The 20112-nt window shown below is 33.4% G+C and carries 14 protein-coding genes and 1 tRNA gene; 6 read left to right on the forward strand and 9 right to left on the reverse strand.

Translation table 11 applies throughout. The features are described 5' to 3' along the window. Positions 1-261 precede the first annotated feature (261 nt). The 6 genes from ACGH47_RS07815 to ACGH47_RS07840 all read left to right on the forward strand — a co-directional run bounded on the left by ACGH47_RS07815 (position 262) and on the right by ACGH47_RS07840 (position 10926). On the forward strand, positions 262-891 hold the full coding sequence (locus ACGH47_RS07815; protein WP_267359604.1) for a YjfI family protein: 630 nt from the start codon (positions 262-264) through the stop codon (positions 889-891). Positions 892-927: 36 nt separating this feature from the next. Next, positions 928-1620, forward strand: coding sequence for a PspA/IM30 family protein (locus ACGH47_RS07820; RefSeq protein WP_267350749.1), 693 nt, complete (start codon positions 928-930; stop codon positions 1618-1620). Between the two features lie 73 nt (positions 1621-1693). Then, the gene (locus ACGH47_RS07825) at positions 1694-2347 is read left to right on the forward strand and encodes an OB-fold-containig protein (RefSeq protein ID WP_065558192.1); all 654 of its coding nucleotides are present in this window, start codon (positions 1694-1696) and stop codon (positions 2345-2347) included. A gap of 30 nt (positions 2348-2377) precedes the next feature. Beyond that, positions 2378-4489, forward strand: a complete 2112-nt coding sequence (locus tag ACGH47_RS07830; RefSeq protein WP_411623141.1) for a hypothetical protein — start codon at positions 2378-2380, stop codon at positions 4487-4489. A 119-nt stretch (positions 4490-4608) separates the two neighbouring features. Beyond that, positions 4609-9552: a DNA repair ATPase gene (locus ACGH47_RS07835; protein WP_411623142.1), complete on the forward strand. Its 4944-nt coding sequence runs from the start codon at positions 4609-4611 to the stop codon at positions 9550-9552. A 510-nt stretch (positions 9553-10062) separates the two neighbouring features. Beyond that, entirely contained in the window at positions 10063-10926 is an 864-nt protein-coding gene (locus ACGH47_RS07840) for a hypothetical protein (RefSeq protein WP_411623143.1), read from the forward strand. Between the two features lie 87 nt (positions 10927-11013). Here ACGH47_RS07840 and ACGH47_RS07845 read toward each other — a convergent pair whose 3' ends face one another. The 9 genes from ACGH47_RS07845 to ACGH47_RS07885 all read right to left on the reverse strand — a co-directional run. Beyond that, positions 11014-11313: a DUF6694 family lipoprotein gene (locus ACGH47_RS07845; RefSeq protein ID WP_267350741.1), complete on the reverse strand. Its 300-nt coding sequence runs from the start codon at positions 11311-11313 to the stop codon at positions 11014-11016. Positions 11314-12447: 1134 nt separating this feature from the next. After that, positions 12448-12524 (reverse strand) — tRNA-Arg (locus ACGH47_RS07850). Positions 12525-12822: 298 nt separating this feature from the next. After that, entirely contained in the window at positions 12823-14838 is a 2016-nt protein-coding gene (rep, locus tag ACGH47_RS07855; RefSeq protein ID WP_411623144.1) for a DNA helicase Rep, read from the reverse strand. 110 nt (positions 14839-14948) lie between these two features. Continuing rightward, the gene (dusA, locus tag ACGH47_RS07860) at positions 14949-15911 is read right to left on the reverse strand and encodes a tRNA dihydrouridine(20/20a) synthase DusA (protein WP_267359622.1); all 963 of its coding nucleotides are present in this window, start codon (positions 15909-15911) and stop codon (positions 14949-14951) included. A 407-nt stretch (positions 15912-16318) separates the two neighbouring features. After that, positions 16319-16774 carry a hypothetical protein gene (locus ACGH47_RS07865; protein ID WP_411623145.1) on the reverse strand — a complete coding sequence of 152 codons (456 nt, stop codon included), beginning with the start codon at positions 16772-16774 and terminating at the stop codon, positions 16319-16321. 671 nt (positions 16775-17445) lie between these two features. Next, positions 17446-17856, reverse strand: coding sequence for a hypothetical protein (locus ACGH47_RS07870; RefSeq protein ID WP_267380493.1), 411 nt, complete (start codon positions 17854-17856; stop codon positions 17446-17448). Positions 17857-18355: 499 nt separating this feature from the next. Beyond that, positions 18356-18667, reverse strand: coding sequence for a hypothetical protein (locus ACGH47_RS07875; RefSeq protein WP_411623146.1), 312 nt, complete (start codon positions 18665-18667; stop codon positions 18356-18358). Positions 18668-19054: 387 nt separating this feature from the next. Then, positions 19055-19360, reverse strand: a complete 306-nt coding sequence (locus tag ACGH47_RS07880) for a hypothetical protein (protein ID WP_411623147.1) — start codon at positions 19358-19360, stop codon at positions 19055-19057. A 391-nt stretch (positions 19361-19751) separates the two neighbouring features. Beyond that, the coding region (locus ACGH47_RS07885; protein WP_411623148.1) for a hypothetical protein at positions 19752-20112 on the reverse strand (361 nt) is incomplete at its 5' end.

Here is a 20112-nt window from a genome sequence, read left to right on the forward strand (position 1 = left end):
CAAATTAAATTGAACACTTATTAAATATATTTGATAATACTGCGCTTAATAAAGATTAATTATCCTATCGTTAATGGCTACTCAACAGACAACTATTAATAAAGTACAATTAATCAAATAATTATTTAAAAATAACTCAATTTTTCATGAATAAATAATCATCATAAAAAATATTACATGTAATATTTACATGTAATATTTTTATGATAATATTGTTCACATTAAACACTAACAAAATCTTAACTAATTTTTATGAAAAAAATGAAAGAGACAAAAAGCTCAGCTTTTTATCAGCAGCAGTATCGACAACGTCTGCGTGATCAGGGCTTAATCAAAAAAGAAGTTTGGATTTTGCCAGAAAATACTTCAAGGTTACTCGACATTGAAAAGCAATTTCGACAACCTTTGGTAATAAACAACCAGCGTTTTAATGATAAACAGGAATATAATGAAATGAAAAATAATAAAGTTTGGTTAATTACAGATCTTTATGATGAATTAAACAATTCTGAATTAGTTAAACAAGGTTCTGCAAGTATCGAAATCATTGATGGTGTTGATGCTTGTTTGCATATTATCATGCATGAATATGGTGACTTACCACTATTTTTAAGTGTATCAAATCAACAAATTATTGTTGAAGCGCTACTTTGGCCTGTTAATATAATTAAACAACAATCCCAATTTAACGAAGAAATTTTATGCACTCGTAAACTTTTCCCATTATCAACCATTGCGATTGAAAAAACGGGAGATGGCTCAGTTAACTATATTATGTATGGTGCGCTTAGTGCGACATCGATACTAAGTAATGTCATTTATGAATTAGAAACCTTATCCGATAATGTGATCAAAGCGACCGAAGCTTACGAACATTACTTTAATATTTAACTACAGAATAAATATCAACAATAAGGAGATTAAACAATGACCATTTTCAAAAAACTGATTACGGCACTACGAGGCGGTATTAACGAAGCCGGTGAATCCATTATCGATACCCAAGCTTTGCGCATATTGGATCAAGAAATCCGAGACGCCGATGCAGAACTTAAACAAGCAAAAGAGTCGCTAGCTAACGTTCTTGCTCAACAAAAAATAGCGGAAAAAGAAGCAAAAAGAGTTAAAACTCAAATTACTGAATACGAAGGCTACGCAGTAAAAGCATTAGATTCAGATAATGAAGAACTTGCATTAGAAATTGCTGAAAAATTAGTGACACTTGAAAACGAACATGATAACTACCAAAAACAGGTGACCTATTTTTCTGACAGTGTAAAAAACTTGCGTCAAACCATTTCACAAACTGAAATTAACATTCGCAATTTAAAACAACAAGTTGATATTGTCAAAGCGACCGAAAGCGTGCAAAAAGCTCAAACTGCGATTGCTCAACGTTATGGAAGTTCGACCGCTAAATTACAAACGGCGTTAGATTCTTTAGAACGTATCAAAAAACGTCAGGAAAAAAATGCTGCCATTATTGAAGCAAAAAATGAACTGGCAACAGCAGAAAATGAAAGTTCACTTGATAACAAGCTCGAAGCAGCAGGAATTAAAACAGGCAATCAAAGCGCGATGGCAATTTTAGCCAGATTAAAAGAAAAACAAACAAACTAAAATAGTTATTTATTTTTTAAACTTAAAAATTATAAATATAGCTATTTGGAAGAATGAAATTTAAGGAAATATAATGGATCTATTCTGGGGAATCTTTTTTTCTTTTCCAGTCGTCATCTTTAGTGGATTAGTCACGATTTGCGTACTGTATTGGTTGGTTGCATCAATTGGCGTTTTAACGGTTGATTGCTTAGACATTGATTTTGATATAGATGTCAAACAACTATCAACTGATAATCCAGCTTCAGGATTTAGCGGCCTACTCATGAAGTTAGGATTCAACGAAGTCCCCATGACATTAGTCATTACCCTAATCTCTTTATTTGGATGGTCAATCTGCTATTTTTCTTTTCGTTTTTTCATGATACCAATTAGTCATTATGCGCTAATTTACTACTTATTAGGATTAATAATTTTCATAACTGCCTTCATCGCGGCGGTGTACTTAACCGCATTTACAATAAAACCTCTACGCCCTATTTTTAGCAAACTCAATACAGCCAATAGTCATCAATCATTATTAGGTCAAACTGTTGAAATCCGTTCCAGTACTGTCAGCGAAACCAAAGGTGAAGCAACGTATGAAGACGGTGGAGCAGGTCTAATCTTACAAGTTAGATGTAACGAATCATATCAATTCAAACGTGGCGATAAAGCCATTTTGCTAAGCTATGATAAAACAAATAATAGCTATGAAATTATTAGCCTCGACGAGTTTAATGGATAACAAAATTATTTTTTTGGAGAAAAACAAATCATGTCAATCAATCAAGATACAGTCATATTTTTCTTGTTAACAATCGGAATTATATTCCTTGTTATTGTTGGATTTTTCTTATTATTCAAAGCATTTTATATAAAAGTGCCGCAAGGTACTGCACTTATTGTTAACGATATGACGTCAAGACCGAAGGTACACTTTACTGGCGCGTTAGTCTATCCTGTAATCTACAAAAAAGAATTTATGAAAATATCATTGATTACTTTTGATGTGGAACGTCGAGGCAAAGACGGATTAATCTGTAAAGATAATCTACGTGCAGATATTTGTGTTGCCTTTTATTTACGTGTCAACGAAACCACAGAAGATGTGTTAAAAGTGGCAAAATCGATCGGCGTTGATCGTGCATCAGATCAAAAAGCCGTCAGCACCCTATTTAGTGCTAAATTCTCGGAAGCGTTAAAAACGGTTGGTAAACAATTCGAACTAGCCAAACTCTTTGAAGATCGGATGAATTTCCGTGAACGAATCATTGATGTGATTGGAAAAGATCTTAACGGTTATGCTTTAGAAGATGTCGCTATCGATTACTTAGAGCAAACACCGATTAAATCGCTTGATCCGGATAATATTTTTGATGCAGAAGGGATTAATAAAATCACGGCTATCACCGCTATCCATAAAGATGAAACCAACAAACGAGAAAGAGATCTTGAATTAGCCTTAAAGAAAAAAGACACAGAAACGATTGAAGCTAAATTAGAACTTGAGCGTCAACAAGCCGATGCCGAAGCCCGTCAAAAACGTGAAATTGAAACGATTCGAGCACGTGAACAAGCTGAAACATTAAAAGTTCAAGAAGAAGAGCGATTAAAAGCCGAACAAGCAAGAATTCAATCGCAACAAGAAATTGAAGTTCGTGAAGAAAATCGTCTACGTGAAGTAGAAGTTGCACAACAAAACCGCTTACGTGCAATTGCCATTGAAGAAGAACGTGTTGAACGTGCTCGCTCACTTGAAATCGTCGCTCGTGAACGTGAAGTTGAATTACAACGAATCGAAAAAGATAAAGTTCTTGAAGAAGAAAAGAAACATATTGCCAATGTGATTCGTGAACGTGTTGCCGTTGAAAAAACCGTTGCGATTGAAGAAGAAAACATCAAAGAAGTGCGTGAAGTATCCAAAGCGGATCGAGAAAAACAAACAACAATTATCGAAGCCGAAGCACGAGCAGAGCAAGAATTAGTCAAACAAGTTAAACAAGCCGAAGCGGATGAACAAGCATCGAAACATCGTGCGGTCGAACTTAGCACCATGGCACAAGCCGAACTTGAAGCTGCTGCAAAACAAGCCGAAGCGAAAAAACAACTTGCTCAAGGTATTGAAGCAGAAGAAGCAGCAATTGGACTTGCTGAAGCAAAAGTACGTAAAGCACGTGCCGAAGCGGAAGAAAAAGAAGGATTAGTCAAAGCCAACATTACCGCTGAAACCTTATTAGCAGAAGCAAGAGGAAATCAAGAAAAAGGATTATCTGAAGCAAAAGTCATTGAAGCGAAAGCGACAGCAACTGAAAAACAAGGTCTGACCGAAGCGAAAATATTGGAAGAAAAACTATCTGCTCAAGCACGTGGTGATGAACGCATTGGATTTGCTAAAGCCGCTGCAATGAAAGAACAAGGTCTGGCTGAAGCACTGATCATACGTGAACGCCTAACTGCTGAAGCAAATGGTTTAATTGAAAAATTCCAAGCAATGGGCACCATGAGTGAACAATCTAAAAATCACGAAGAGTTCCGCTTGGCACTCGAAAAAGGTTTTGAACAAGCAATGGCAGCAATTGCAGCGAATAAAGAAATCGCTAAAGAACAAGCAGACGTACTTGCAGCTGCATTTAGTAAAGCAAATATTGAAATTGTTGGCGGTAATGACAACTTCTTTAACAGCTTCTCGAAAGCCATTAGCGTAGGTAAAGCAATTGAAGGAACAGTTAACCAAAGCCCTGTTCTGCAATCTGCACTACAATCAGTCTTATCACGTCTATCCGGAAATAAAGACATTGATATCAAAGACACATTAAAAAATACTGACTTAAAAGCTTTAGCTAAACAATTTTTACCATCTGATAGTAATAAAGAAAGTGACAGCTAACCCAACTGCACTTTACTGATAATGGTTAAAACAACATTATTACTATCAACTGTTTTCGGTAAGGCAATCATAGCCTACCGAAAACTGTCGCCTTTCTGGATAATGATCAAGAGTTAAAAATGGCAGAAATAGAACAAGAAAACGAACAACAAACAACACTCGATAAAGCGGTCGCCGAAGGCGGTGCTTATGAAATCCTTCGTAAACGTTTGACTTCGCTAGGACAAGAACTAAACCAAAAAACCGAAGTCTTAAACCAACAACGACTGACCGAATTTGGCAAAAGTGACATGTCAATTATCGGACGTATTCGCATCAGAACTGAAAATAACTGTATCGCCAGAGACATCGTTCGATTTGGTGATTGGTTACTTTTTGGTTACAACGTCTTTCTAGGATTAAAAAAAGAAACCAAAATCGAAGACGTATTTTCGCTTTATCAACTTGTAGAACGAGATAGCAATTACGAAGCCGATTCGGTTGATCTATCCAATACCTTTTTAAATATTGATCGTTTTGTTCAAGATTTTAATGAACTCTACACCTATTATAAAAATGCACAATTACTTCAATTAGTTGAACGAGATGGAAAGCTACTTGCCAGTTTCCAAATTGGTGAGCGAGTCAGTGACATTCGTGTTTTTCGTTGGTCAATTTCGAGTGATAAAAAAACCATTGATTACATTGATAATCGTGGTGAACGTGATATAGCGCTACCACCAGCTTACGATTTTGAATGGATTGAAACCACACGTGACAATATCGTCAATGGACGATTCCCTCATGTAAATATTTTAGATACAGTCTTTGTTGAAACCATTGGCGGTGACTTAACCATAAAATGTGAAAACAACACCAATGACGGGCTGGGAATCTACAGTGAAGAAGTACTCGACAAAAATCAATCCATTAACGATGCCAAAATTGAATACGCAAAAGTCGGATCCTTAATTTTGCTAAAAGTCTTACCGTATCGTGAAGAAAACTGGCGCTATTTAATCTATAACACCCTCACTCAAAAAGCCCAACGTATCGATTTTATTGGACAAGCCTGTATTCAGCTACCGGAAGATCATGGTGTGATCTTTCCTGGTGGATATTATCTACAAAATGGGGAATATAAAACTTTCGATCAATCCAGGTCGGGTATGCGATTTAGACGTATCAGACGTTCACCCAATGGCGAAGATGTTCTCTACATATTTTATGAACCAAGTTCAGGTCGCTTAGCATTGTTCAACTACAACATGATCGAACGAAAACTTGATAATCCAATTTTAGGTCATGGTTATGCAGTGTTTGAAGACGGTCGAATGGTGGTATTTGAAGGTGAAAATAATGACCCGACTCGTGTTCATCCAATGCAAATTTGGCAAACCCCCTTTTATAGTGACGAATTTGCAGCAACACAACCAACTAACAACAGTTTTTTAGGCAAGATTGGTAATGCGGAACTGGTCAGAGGGATTTCAGATCTTTACTTTATTGCACGTGAAATTGATAACCAATCGGTTTCATCCCAACTATACAGCAAACTAAGTGAAGACACAAAACGGTTATTTGACAGCTATTTTTGGCTCAACGACGAGAAAAATCTATCTTTTACGCCTGTACTACGTAACATTATACAAACGAGTGAATTAGTGATAGATGAATATGAAAAAGTGGAAAGCATACGCCGACAATCTGAAAGCGCCATGCGTGAAGCGATTTCAAATCAACAAGACTTATTAGCCAAACTCTATCCCGACAGCTGGCAAGAAACACAAGAATATGTCGATGCGCTAAATGCGATAAAAATGCAGTTAGGTAGTTTAGTGACATTAAGAACCTACCGTTATATTGATTTGAATCAGATCGACATAATGGAAAAAGCCTTAAAAGAACGCCAATCTATCGTTTCATTAGCGACAGCCGAATTTTTAGGCAGTGACAAAGCGCTCGAACCGTTCATCACCCAAATAGATGAAATTGAAAAGTATCTTACTAAAGCGGACACAGTCGCCAAGCTTATCGAACCGATAAAAACCGCTGACCAAATGTCTGAAAACTTAGATATGCTTTCACAATTAATGGCATCATTAAAATTTGATGATGTAACACTACAAACCAAAATCATTGAATCGATCGCCGAAGTTTATGCCAAACTCAATCAAACCAAAGCACGCATTAACCAAAAACGGAAAAATCTATCCAGCGTTGAAATGGTGGCGCAATTTGGTGCGCAATTCAAACTATTTAGTCAAAGTATTGCCAGTGCATTAAGCTTAGCCACCACACCTGAAAAATGTGACGATGAACTATCAAGGCTATTAGTTCAACTTGAAGAACTGGAAAATCAGTTTAGCGAAAGTGAAGAGTTTTTAAATGACATACTGGCAAAACGTGAAGAAATTTTAGAATCATTCGAAACGCACAAACAAGCGCTACTGGAAGATCGAACAAGACGAACGGAATCGCTACTCACTGCTGCTGATAGAATTTTAGACAGTATTCCAAGACGAACCGCTAAATTTTCAGATCAAAACGAACTCAATGCCTTTTTTGTTGCCGATCCTTTAGCGCTGAAAATTCGTGAAATAGTCGAAAAATTACGTGCACTTTTTGATAATGTCAAAGCTGATGATATTGAATCACGCTTCAAAAGTGCCAGAGATCAAGCAATACGTTCTTTACGTGACAAATCCGAAATTTTTGAATCGGGTGGAAATGTCATTAAATTAGGGCCAAGACATAAATTTAGCGTCAACACACAAGAACTTGACCTAACCATTGTACCAAAAGAACATCATCTTTACTTACAATTAACGGGTACCGATTACCAAGAAAAAATAGTCCATCCAAAATTAGAAAGTTATCAACCTTTTTGGACTATTTCGCTTGAATCTGAATCCCCTACTGTCTATCGAGCAGAGTATCTTGCCTATTCGATCATCAACTCGGCATTAAAAAAAGAACATAATTTAAGTTATGAAGATTTAATCAGCCAACTTAATCAACCCGAAATTCTAAATAAAACGGTACGTGACTACGCTGCCTTACGCTATCGAGAAGGTTATGAAAAAGGGATACATGATCACGATGCGGTAAAAATATTATCGAAAATCATCCCTCTTGGTGAAGCCGCCAAACTACTTAGATACAATCCATTAGCACGTAGCGTGGCGATACTGTTTTGGTATCATAATCAAAAAAATGATATCGTCAGATTATGGCCAGAACGTGCCAAAACGTGTAAGGATATACAAGCATTATTCGGACATGAAGAAGGATTAAAAAATCTACAAAACGAAATATCGGTTGAACTCACTCTATTCTTACAAAAACAGCCAATCGAACATGAACCTTACCATATTAAACAGGCAAGCGAATACTTAAGCTATGTCTTAGCTGAAATTCCACAACAATTTACGTTAAGCAAATATAGCCATTATTTATATGAAGGATTAAATACTCGATTAGAAGAATCGCACATGTGGAGTGATTTTAACCAATCGCAATTAAATCTTAAAAAACGACTGGCTGACCGTTGGAATCTTATTGAAAGTTGGTTTAAAGGGCTTTGTACCCTACCCCAATATCAAAAATTGAGTGAATACATTGCCGAAGCCACTTTACTATGCATGTTGGATAAAGAAAGTAACATCACTTTAGCAATCAGCGAAATTGAACTTGATATCACCGTCAATGATTTATTAGGTGAACACCCTTCAATTACGCAAGGGGTGTTACAAATCAATCTTGATGACTTCTTTAGTCGCATGCGTAAACAATCACGTGTCGTTATACCGCAATTCCAACATTACCAAAGCCTGCGTCAAGAAGTGCTGGATGAACAACGTGAGCAATTACATCTTGAAGAATTCAAAGCTAAACCACTCAGTTCATTTGTGCGTAATAAACTAATCAACCAAGTTTATTTACCAATCATTGGGGACAATTTAGCAAAACAAATGGGCACTGTCGGTGAAAGTCGCCGTACTGACTTAATGGGGTTATTACTACTTATCTCGCCACCAGGTTACGGTAAAACAACCTTAATGGAATATGTGGCTAATCGACTTGGCTTAATATTTATGAAAATTAACGGCCCGGCACTAGGACACAGCGTATTATCATTCGATCCACAGCAAGCGCCAAATGCCACCGCACGACAAGAACTTGAAAAACTCAATTTAGCGCTCGAAATGGGTAATAACGTCATGCTTTATATTGACGATATTCAACACACTAACCCAGAATTTTTACAAAAATTTATTTCGTTATGTGATGGTTCTCGCCGAATTGAAGGGGTATGGAAAGAAAAAACCAAAACCTATGACCTACGGGGTAAAAAATTCTGTGTCATTATGGCTGGCAACCCTTATACCGAATCGGGTGAGGTTTTCAAAATCCCTGACATGTTAGCCAACCGTGCAGATATTTATAACTTAGGTGAAGTTTTAGGTGGCATGGATGAAGTGTTTTCATCAAGTTACATTGAAAACTGCTTAACATCAAATCCAATATTATCGCCATTGGCACTACGTGATCTTAATGACCTATATCAGTTTATCGACCATGCGCAAGGAAAACCGCTTAACACCAACGAACTTAGCTATGCCTATAGCCAAGCGGAAATTAGCGAAATTGTAGCCGTACTGCGTCATTTACTGAAAATTCGAGAAGTGGTCTTTAAAGTCAATCAGCAATACATTATTAGCGCAGCGCAATCCGATAAGTACCGAACAGAACCGCCGTTCAAGCTACAAGGTAGTTATCGAAACATGAACAAATTAGCCGAAAAAATTTCTTCCGTAATGAATGATGAAGAACTCAATCAAATTATTGAAGATCACTACTTGGGCGAGGCACAACTGCTGACCAACGGCGCAGAAGAAAATCTGCTTAAACTTGCTGAAATTCGAGGGGTGTTAACAAAAGAACAAACTAAACGTTGGCAACAAATCAAAGCTGACTTTATGCGCAATAAAACACTAGGTGGTGACGAAGCGAATACCGGTAACCAAATTGTTACCCAACTAGCTGACTTAGTACAAAGTGTTCAAGCATTAAAGTTATAAACTGGTTATTTTATTAAAAAAGCGGAAATTAATTTTCCGCTTTTTGTTAGAAATGATGATCATGATTCAATTAGGTTAAAACAAAATTGATAAACAATTAAACCAGACAATAATTTTTGGAGGGCTAAAATAACGATAAAAATATACAAATGAGTATTAAGGAAAACATATAACTTATATAAAGAAAACATATTAAATTATCTAATGAAAGAAAAATTTATAATTCCGGAAAAGAATACATTGAAGCTACTTAAAAAAACTTATTATTTGTATGACCTATTTTGAGGATCGGATGCAATCAAGTCCTGCAACCAAAAAGTTCTAAAATCATCAATGGAAAACCTTTTGATATTAGACACCTCGATTTTTCCGTACCTATCGATATCTTTTCATCTAAATTTAAGGGTAATTATAATTAAGAATCTTTAGAAAAAATGACGTCTCCTTATGAGGATGAGGTATTTTTTTATATATGCCACAAGGTAGCAATGAGTTGAAGGTATGGTAATCATGAAAAAATTAATAAACGTTTTTTTACTTAGTAGTTTTCTGTTTTCTTGCGGACAAGCACAAAAAACAGATAAACAAATAATTCAAGAAACTATCTATACTTTAAAAGTTACTTCCGGTAATCCGTATGAATCTTACATAAATAACATGGTTTTGGAAAAAAATTATTTAGCAGGTTCGAGTGATAGTGAATTAATTATTAATGATCTTATATTAAAATCGGGAAAACAAAAATTACAAATTGTCTTATTACCAAATGATGGAAATAAAACGGTAGATAAATTGGGTATTGATTACCTAACATTAAGTATTTATAAATATAATAATGGATATTCATCTTATTCAGAACAAAAATCGACTTTAATTTACGAATTTAAATTGGATGATCCACATGCAGAAATGCCACTAATCACCAAAGAATGGATTTTCAATATTGATGTTCCGTACAAACTAAAAAATTGGGAACACAGCATAGATTTGAGAAAAGAAAATAAGGATAAGTTACTTAAAGAAGTCGTAGATTATTATAACCATTTAGCTAATATAATTAATAAAGGCGATAAAAAATCTTTCTTGGCCATTATGAAAGTAAGAGATTCCGAAGTCTTTAAATCATTATATAATGATACTGAATTAATTAAAGAAGATGAACAATATATAGACAATAGATTATCTAAAAGTATAGGAAATATACAACCGATCAAAAATTATAATATTATGTTTTATGGAAATGGAAGATTAGTGACATTAGAAGACAAAAAAGGCGAAACTCCGCTGTTTGCAGAAGATAAAAATGATATTTACTCATATCAAATCTATCTCCATCGCCCTTATCCTAATGCACCATTAGAAGTAATAAGATAGGTAATCATGACAAAATTATATATTTTTACTTTTTAGTCATTTATTTTTCCCAAAAAAGCTCGCTTTTAACGAGCTTTTAATCTTTTACTATGGTTGACTTTTGCTATACTCTTTTAGGATTTCTTTTGCCGTTTTACCATCAAGTTTTTCTTTCAATATTTGCTGAATTTTAGCTTCGTCACCTCCAGTTTCAAAACTAGCGGCGAAAACAATGTTAAATATTGCCTTTTTGAAATTATCGCTATCCTCTCCTTTTAAAGTTTCCGATATTTCTTTCATTGATGTTTGAAATGCTGACTTAGATGAAGCGTCAACTTTAGGTGAACCATCACCACATCCAACTAAAACAAAACTAACAACAAATACAGCTAGTAACTTCTTGAACATGTATAATTTCCTTTTGTTAATTGATTTTTTTTAATTATACAAAATTAGCCATCGAAGGAATATCGATTATTTTATCCAACAAAAATAAATAGGTAATAATGCCCTTATCATTGTATTATCATCGAAGAAAACGCAAATTCATGCACCAAATGCTCGGCGGACCAAAATTAACGGCAGTCAATCAGCCTCAACTGTTGGCTTAATATTTTAGGGAACTGCTGGTAATTGCGATTTATAACACTTCAGTGTGTTTACAGGTTAAAAATACAGGTGTAAACGGTTGTAAGGCTACTGCGTAACTAAATGTAGTATGTCACAGCTGTCATCATAGACTGAATATGCTGTCGCGCATAACCAGACAACCAAAGCTATCACTCTCCAATAAGTAACGCCATTATTTTTTAATAGATTAAATAAACCAACAAGAACCATAATCGAATTTAAAAAATTAATTGAATAAATAAATAAAATTACGCTAATTCTAAACGATGTTGGAACGTGATATGCGTTGAAAATAGAAGTAATTGCAAAATAAATTACAATTAGAATCACACTAAATAAAACACCGAACACCCAAAAAGTTACAGCTAGGCCTAGATCACCTTTCACTAATCTCTTAAATATATTCATATCTGTTTCTCGTGTATAAATAAAGCACACTATACAGCCAAATACATTATTCACAAAATTATTTACGGGTGAATTTATGAATACTGATAGCTCGAAAAGGCGAGCATCTTATATACTTTGCCTTCTTTTGAGGGCTTTTTTAGAGATGATTATGACTAAAAAAATTTTGTTAATGTGAAAATCAAAGATAGGTTTTAGAAAGTTTATGAGTTAATAAACTGCGAAATTAATTTTCACCTTACTTTGCACATACGTGGTGAATTTAGGTGGATTATTTGGCTTGTTCTACTGGATGTTTATCCTAGGTTTTGCAGATTCAATGGCTTTTACAATTAGCCTATTTACAGTATTTTTTTGTTGCTGAATTAGAATATACCGTAACGACACCGTTAATAGATTGGTGTTGTCAATCCTATAGAATCATATTAGATCGTGTTAAAAATTCTAAAAATCAAGTATCAATGGGATTTAATCGTGGTCGGGCATTGTGAGTCATTGATGAAATGGCGTCCCCTACAGGATTCGAACCTGTGACCTACGGCTTAGAAGGCCGTTGCTCTATCCAGCTGAGCTAAGGAGACATGTTATCATTGATTTGTTGATTTAACGCTGTGTATTATATAAAGCTATTTCGATCCGTCAATGATTTTTAGTCGTTTGTCTGCTTAGATTATCAAAATATCATCAATTTATCGTTTTATTTGTCTATATTTGCTAATCGTTATAACGGTATTTTTAGGTTACCTGTTTATCGGTTTTATTTAACTTCTATCGATCACTTAAACATTTTCTATTTGGAAATTTTAATTTTAAATTTCTATCTGCTTTTTTCCGCCTGTTTTTAAATTTTTTCGAATCAAGTTTAATTGTAATTGATATTTATTTAGCATTGGCTATCTGCGCTTTTAACATAGCAAGTCTGCTTTGTCCTTGTTGCATATTCTTCTCAGGGGATAATTTTGTTCGTTCATCTGTCCAATTGAGATCATCTTGAGGAAGTTCCAGCAAAAAACGGCTTGGCTCTACGTAAACTGTTTCGCCAAATTGTTTGCGTTGACGACTAAAGGAAAAAGTGAGTTCTTGTTGTGCACGGGTAATGCCAACATAAGCAAGACGGCGCTCTTCTTCTATATTGTCCTCATCAATACTGTTTTGATGCGGTAAAACCCCTTCAGACATGCCGACCAAATAAACATAAGGAAATTCTAGTCCTTTAGATGCATGAAGCGTCATAAGCTGAACTTGATCGAGTTCTTCTTCGGATTCGTTGCGTTCTAGCATATCCCGTAAGGTAAATCTTGCTACAGCTTGTTCAAGTGTCATGCCTTCGTCAATGTCATCACCTTGTAACATATCATTTAACCAACTGATTAATTGCTCTACATTGCGCATTCGCATTTGTCCTGCGGTTGGTGAAGGCGATGTTTCATAAATCCAACTTTCATAATGGATTCCATGCAGTAACTCGTGAATAGCTTCCATGGGTTCATTATGGGATTTTTGAATTAGTGAATCAAACCATTGAATAAAGAGTTGTAGCGTTTCCATTCGTTTGCCAGATAATACTTCCGTAAGTCCCATATCATGACTTGCTTGATATAAACTGACAGCTCGATGATTTGCCCATTCCCCTAGTTTTTGGATCGTGACTGGCCCTATTTCACGTTTTGGCGTATTGATAATGCGTATGAACGCATTATCATCATCGGGATTTGTCAATAATCGCAAGTAGGCCATGAGATCTTTAATTTCAGTTCGAGCAAAAAAGGAAGTCCCCCCCGAAATTCGATAAGGAATCCGGTATTGCATTAACATTTTTTCGATCAATCTGGCTTGATGATTTCCACGATATAAAATTGCATATTGACCATATTGGCTGTTATTCGCAAATCGATGACCAATTAAATCATTGATCACCTTTTCCGCTTCGGACTCTTCGCTATCGGCAGAGATAACTTTAAGCTCTTCACCATAACCCAGTTCTGAAAATAGTTTTTTTTCAAATATATGGGGATTATTTTCAATTAAAATATTGGCAACTTTTAAAATTCGCCCGGAAGATCGATAATTTTGTTCGAGTTTTATAACTTCTAGATTAGGAAAATCTTGTTGGAGTAAAACTAAATTTTTAGGGCGGGCTCCTCGCCATGAGTAGATCGATTGATCATCATCGCCTACAACAGTAAATTTGGCTCGATTACCGACTAATAATTTAATGAATTCATATTGACTGGTATTAGTATCTTGATATTCATCAATGAGTAGATAACGAACTCGATTTTGCCATTTTTCTCGAACTTCTTCATTATTTTTTAATAATAAGGTAGGCAATAAGATAAGATCATCAAAATCCAAGATACTGCAAGCTTTTAATTGTTTTTCATAAAGCTGATAACAATGAGCAAATAAGTTTTCTTTGTTGGTTTGAGCCCTAGCCATGGCTATTGTTGAGTCGACAATATCATTTTTCCAATTCGAAATAGTTGAACGTAGTTGGTTAATGAGATCTTTATCACCATCTAACCATTGTTGAGTCAGTTCTTTGAGTAATGCCGTTTGATCATGATCATCAAATAAAGAAAAGTTAGCTTTAATGCCAAGATGTTTATATTCTCGACGAACGATATCCAAACCCAGTGTATGAAAAGTCGAGATTTTAAGCCCTCTTGCCTCTTGTTTGCTGAGTGATTGAGCAATACGCTCTTTCATTTCACGCGCGGCTTTATTAGTAAAAGTCACAGCAACAATATGGCGTGGCAAATATTCCTTAACACGAATTAAGTAAGCAATTTTGTTTATTATAACCCGTGTTTTTCCCGAACCTGCACCGGCTAAGACCAGGCAAGGGCCAGAAACATATTCAACAGCTTGTTGCTGACTTGTATTTAACCGCACAGAATTTAGACCTTTATGAAAATGGCTTAATAGTATATAACGATTTGCTTGTCACCTGCAATTACGCTTAATTTTTAAACAACCATAACAACAGGATGACGCTGACAATGTTACTGAATAAAGTTTAAAGCATGTTCGACAACTTCAATCCCTGCCCCTTTTTTATGTGCATTTTCGCTAAGATAGCGTCGCCATTGTTTTGCACCTTTTTGTCCATTAAAAATACCCAATGTATGACGCATAATGTGATTAAGTTGAGCACCTTGTAAAAGTTGTTGTTCGATATAAGGATAAAGACATCGTATTGCCGCTATTGGATCTATGGGTTGCGTATCTAAGCCAAAGATTTGGGAGTCAATTTGTGCTAATAACATGGGATTCTGATAGGCTTCTCGTCCCACCATGACGCCATCAACATAATTTAAATGGTGTTTTATTTCGTCGATCGTTTTAACACCACCATTGATGGCTATAGTTAAGTTAGGGTAATCTCGTTTGAGTTGATAAACTCGTTCATAGTCAAGTGGTGGAACTTCACGATTTTCTTTAGGGCTAAGTCCGGATAACCATGCTTTACGTGCATGTACAATAAACGTGTTAGTATAAGGTAGAACTGTTTCAATAAATTGGCATAAAAAAGCGTAGCTATCTAGATCATCGATCCCGATTCGTGTTTTAACCGTTACGGGGATATCAATTTGTTCTTGCATGGACTCAATACATTTAGCCACTAAATCAGCATTTCCCATTAAGCACGCACCAAACATCCCATTTTGAACGCGATCTGAAGGGCAGCCAACATTAAGATTTACTTCATCATAACCATGATTTTGAGCTAATTTAGCGCACTGTGCTAATGCATTGGGATCACTTCCGCCAAGTTGTAAAGCAATAGGATGTTCATCGACGTTAAAATCAAGGTAATTCCCTTTACCAAATAAGATTGCTCCTGTTGTTACCATTTCGGTATACAGTAAAGTTTGTTTGGTCAATATCCGATGAAAATACCGACAATGTTTATCGGTCCAATCGAGCATGGGCGCTACAGAAAATTTATTGTTTGTTGATTTCATTTATGTACCAGATTTAAAGCGGTAATTAAATTATGAAGCAAATAACTAAACATATATTCTATCATAAAACATAGAATACAATGATGTTAGGGTTTTGTGTTTAATTTAGAAGTGTATCAATAAAAATTACATAATTTAACTTGTTTTTTATCTTGTTATATTGGATTTTAATTTATAAAGATATATTATTTAATTAATTCAATAGTTTTGTTAAATCTTTAAAAGATTACTTGTTAAAAGTCTTAAAGTTATTAAAAGTATCATATTTATACGAGTAACCTATCTATTCATCGTAGTCTTTATTTGCTGTAGAATTTTAATTTGTTGCGCAATAATGATAACTATTTATGAAAGAACAAACTATAACAATAAACCCCAGTTAAATAACTGAGGTTTATTTGGTTAGATTAATCAAATTTCAAATGGTCAAAAATGTACACTAATACAGCAAGTGCGAATTTGCCTATAAGATAAACAGAAATACACACTAATCCTATTAGGAAAAGAAACGCCAAAGTAGTTGCAAGTGCATCTACGATTTTATTTTGAATCCGTAGATGATCATTAGAATTTGAACTAATTTCATTTGTGGTTTCATCAGATGAATCAGAATATAATACATTGTAATCCACTTTACACATGCCATAGACATGATACTTACGTTTCTTTAGATCAGGATAATCATCTATCAGTCTATCAAAACGCTTTGAAGTTAATTCAACTCCAATGGTACCTTCAATTTGTTCGCCGTTTCGCATTGCTACTAATTTAACAATTGAACGATCAGGATCCATCAATATTGCTATTGATACTCCCCTTTCACTGTTTTCGGATAAAAATCCGATGATTTTACAATCTGACATAATGCAATTTTTTTAATTAGGCATGTGAATTACTTCACCAGTAGGTAGTTATATAATTCATCATTGTGAATTAGACTAACCTGTTTTTATGTTAGACCGATAATCGTTAAATTTCAATATTTTTTTAATCCCCCAAAGTGTTTTACTCAATTCTACAGTAATAATTTTTTTATCTCTTTAGTTAGTTTATTAAACTATATTGAATCAATTTAGCTTTTTATCAAAACACCATCAGCGTTAATATTAACTGTATTACCCAGTTATCATCCCAATTGATTTTAATTAATCATAGATTTCCAGCTAATTAAATAGCTTTTTTATTGAAAGAGGAGTGAAATGAATTGCGTAAAATTTATAGATAATTTTATTTTTTATATCTAGGTAACTTTGGGTTAATTAGATGCAATATGATTGATAATTTATAAAGATATATTATTTAATTAATTCAATAGTTTTGTTAAATCTTTAAAAGATTACCTGTTAAAAGTCTTAAAGTTATTAAAAGTATCATATTTATACGAGTAACCTATTTATTCATCGTAGTCTTTATTTGCTATAGAATTTTAATTTGTTGCGCAATAATGATAACTATTCATGAAAGACCAAACTTTAATAATAAACCTCAGTTAAATAACTGAGGTTTATTTTGTTGAATTAATAAAATTCCAAAACTATGGCCAAGAAAAAAATTCTACTATATATAGAACAAATTTACCTAAACCAAAGAGTAAACAAGCCAGAATTCCAGATATACAAATAAAGAAGAGTATATGTATAAATACATGTTCTAGCGTTCTATGATTTCTCGGTACAGTACGAAACGTATTAGGATATAATACATTTTTATTTACTTTACACAAGCCATAGACATAATACTTACGCTCTGTTGGATCTGGATAATCATATAACAGTCTATCAAAATCCTTTGAGGTTAATTTAACTTCAATAGTACCTTCAATTTTCTTGCCGTTTCGCATTGCTACTAATTTAACAATCGAACGATCAGGTTCCATCAATATTGCTATTGATACTCCCTCTTCTTTTTGTTCGGATAAAAATCCGATTATTACAAAATTTGACATAATGGAATAAATTAATTAAATTTGTGAATACTTCACCAGTAGGTAGTTATATAACTCAACATTGTGAATTAGACTAACCTACTTTTATACTAAACCAATAATTCTGAAATTTCAATATTTTTTAATACCTAAGGTTTTTTACTCAATTCTACAGTAATCATTTTTTTATTTCTTCAGTTAGTTTATTAAACTATATTGAATCAATTTAGCTTTCAATCAAAACGCAATCAGCGTTAATATTAACTGAATTAGCCAGTTATCATCCCAATTGATTTTAATTAGTCATAGGTTTTCAGCTAATTAAATAGCTTTTTTATTGAAAGAGGAGTGAAATGAATTGTGTAAAATTTGTAGATAATTTTAGTTTTTATATCAAGGCAACTTTGGGTTAATTAGATGCAATATGATTGATAATTTCAAGGCAATGAACCCTTATATCATTCAATAAAAACCCCAGTTAAATCAATAACTGGGGGGTAAAATAAATTAAAAATTTAATTTATTTTTTGGATTGAGACCATGTTTGATGTAAATCGCGAATCTTATTTAAATCTAATTTCATCAACTTCAATGCAATATGAAACTTCGTATAAGAATCAAAATAATCTTTGAAATTATCAAAATAATCACTTTTACTTATAAAAGTTTCAGTTTCACTAACAATGATATCTTCATCAAAACGAAGAACCAATGAGTATTCAAAGTCAGGTAAATAAGTATAAACTAAGATTTCACATCCTTTTACCTCTTCACTAGAAAAACAACCATACTTAAATTTTCCTCTAGGCATACGTCTAAATCTTTTTTTCATGATTTAAATATTTTTTAGTTAATAAAATTTTTAAATTCATTAAGGCATAGGTAAATTATACTTTTGTAGTAAATTAATTTTAAAAATTAATTCTAGATTAGATTATATAGATAATCGGATTAAGTCAATTACATTCCTAAAAGTGATTAATTGTGAAAGTCTATAATATTGATATCTGAATTCATAATATTTTTGCTCTCTATTAATAAGGAAGTTGTGAGTTTCATAAACTTTTAAATAATTCTTTAGTCTTAAATCAAGATGACTCTGAATTGATTAAATGCTTTATAATTGATTATTCAAGCTATTTCATGACGATTTTCGTTTATATCATGCAATAAAAACCCCAGTTATACCAATAACTGAGGGGTAAAATAAATTAAAAATTTAATTTTTGAGAACAGAAGAAAATTTTATAAGAAAGAGTATCAAGCGTGCATTGATATTACACAATCCCACAGCGTTAACAAACAAGGTTTCAAGAGTAAAATCACCCGCTAGATTGTCAATAAAGACTTGTTCACTTATCGTAGTTTCTGTTGATTTAACTGTTTTTCCATCAATACGAAGTACCAATAAGAACTTCTTAATTTCTTCAATTCGATAAACAAAGATGTCAATTCTTTCTTTCAAATTTGGACAGGAAATATAACCTAATTCGGTTAATTTCTTGTCGTCACTTCTTTTTTTCATGAGTTTAATATTAAAATTTAACAATAATTTAAATTCATTAAGGTATAGATAAATTATACTTTTGTAGCAAATTAATTTTAAAAATTAATTCCATTCTATACTATATAGATTATCAAATTAGGTCAATAACACTTATAAAAGTTATTAGTTAATAAAGCCTATAATATTGAGATTTGAATTCATAATATTTTTGCTCTCTATTAAAAAGTAAGTTGTGAGTTTCATAAACTTTTAAATAATTCTTCAGTTTTAAATCAAGATAGCTTTGGATTGATGAGATATTTTATAATAGACTATTTAAATTATTCCATGACGACTTTTACTTAAGTCAAGCAATAAAAACCCCAGTTAGATCGACAACTGGGGGGTGAATTAAATTAAAATTTAATTTTTAAACATAATATAACTTTTTAAGAAAGACTATTATGCGTGTAAAGACATTACACAACTTCACTGTTTCATCAAACAATTCAAGACCTGAAATACCAGATAAATGGTCATTAAGGACTTGTTGACTTATTATCGTTACTGTTGTTTTAATGGGATTTCCATTAATACGAAGTACCAATAAGTACATCTCAGTTTCTTCGATTTCATAAATGAAGATGTCAATTCTTTCTGGCAAATTTAGACAAGGAATATATCCGAATTCGATTAATTTCTTGTCGTTGTTTGTTTTTTGATTCATAAATTTGTAATTAAAATTAATTATTAATTTAAATTCATTAAGGTATAGGTAAATTATACTTTTG

This window comes from Gilliamella sp. CG16, from assembly GCF_046635785.1.
Lineage (GTDB): Bacteria > Pseudomonadota > Gammaproteobacteria > Enterobacterales > Orbaceae > Gilliamella > Gilliamella apicola_I.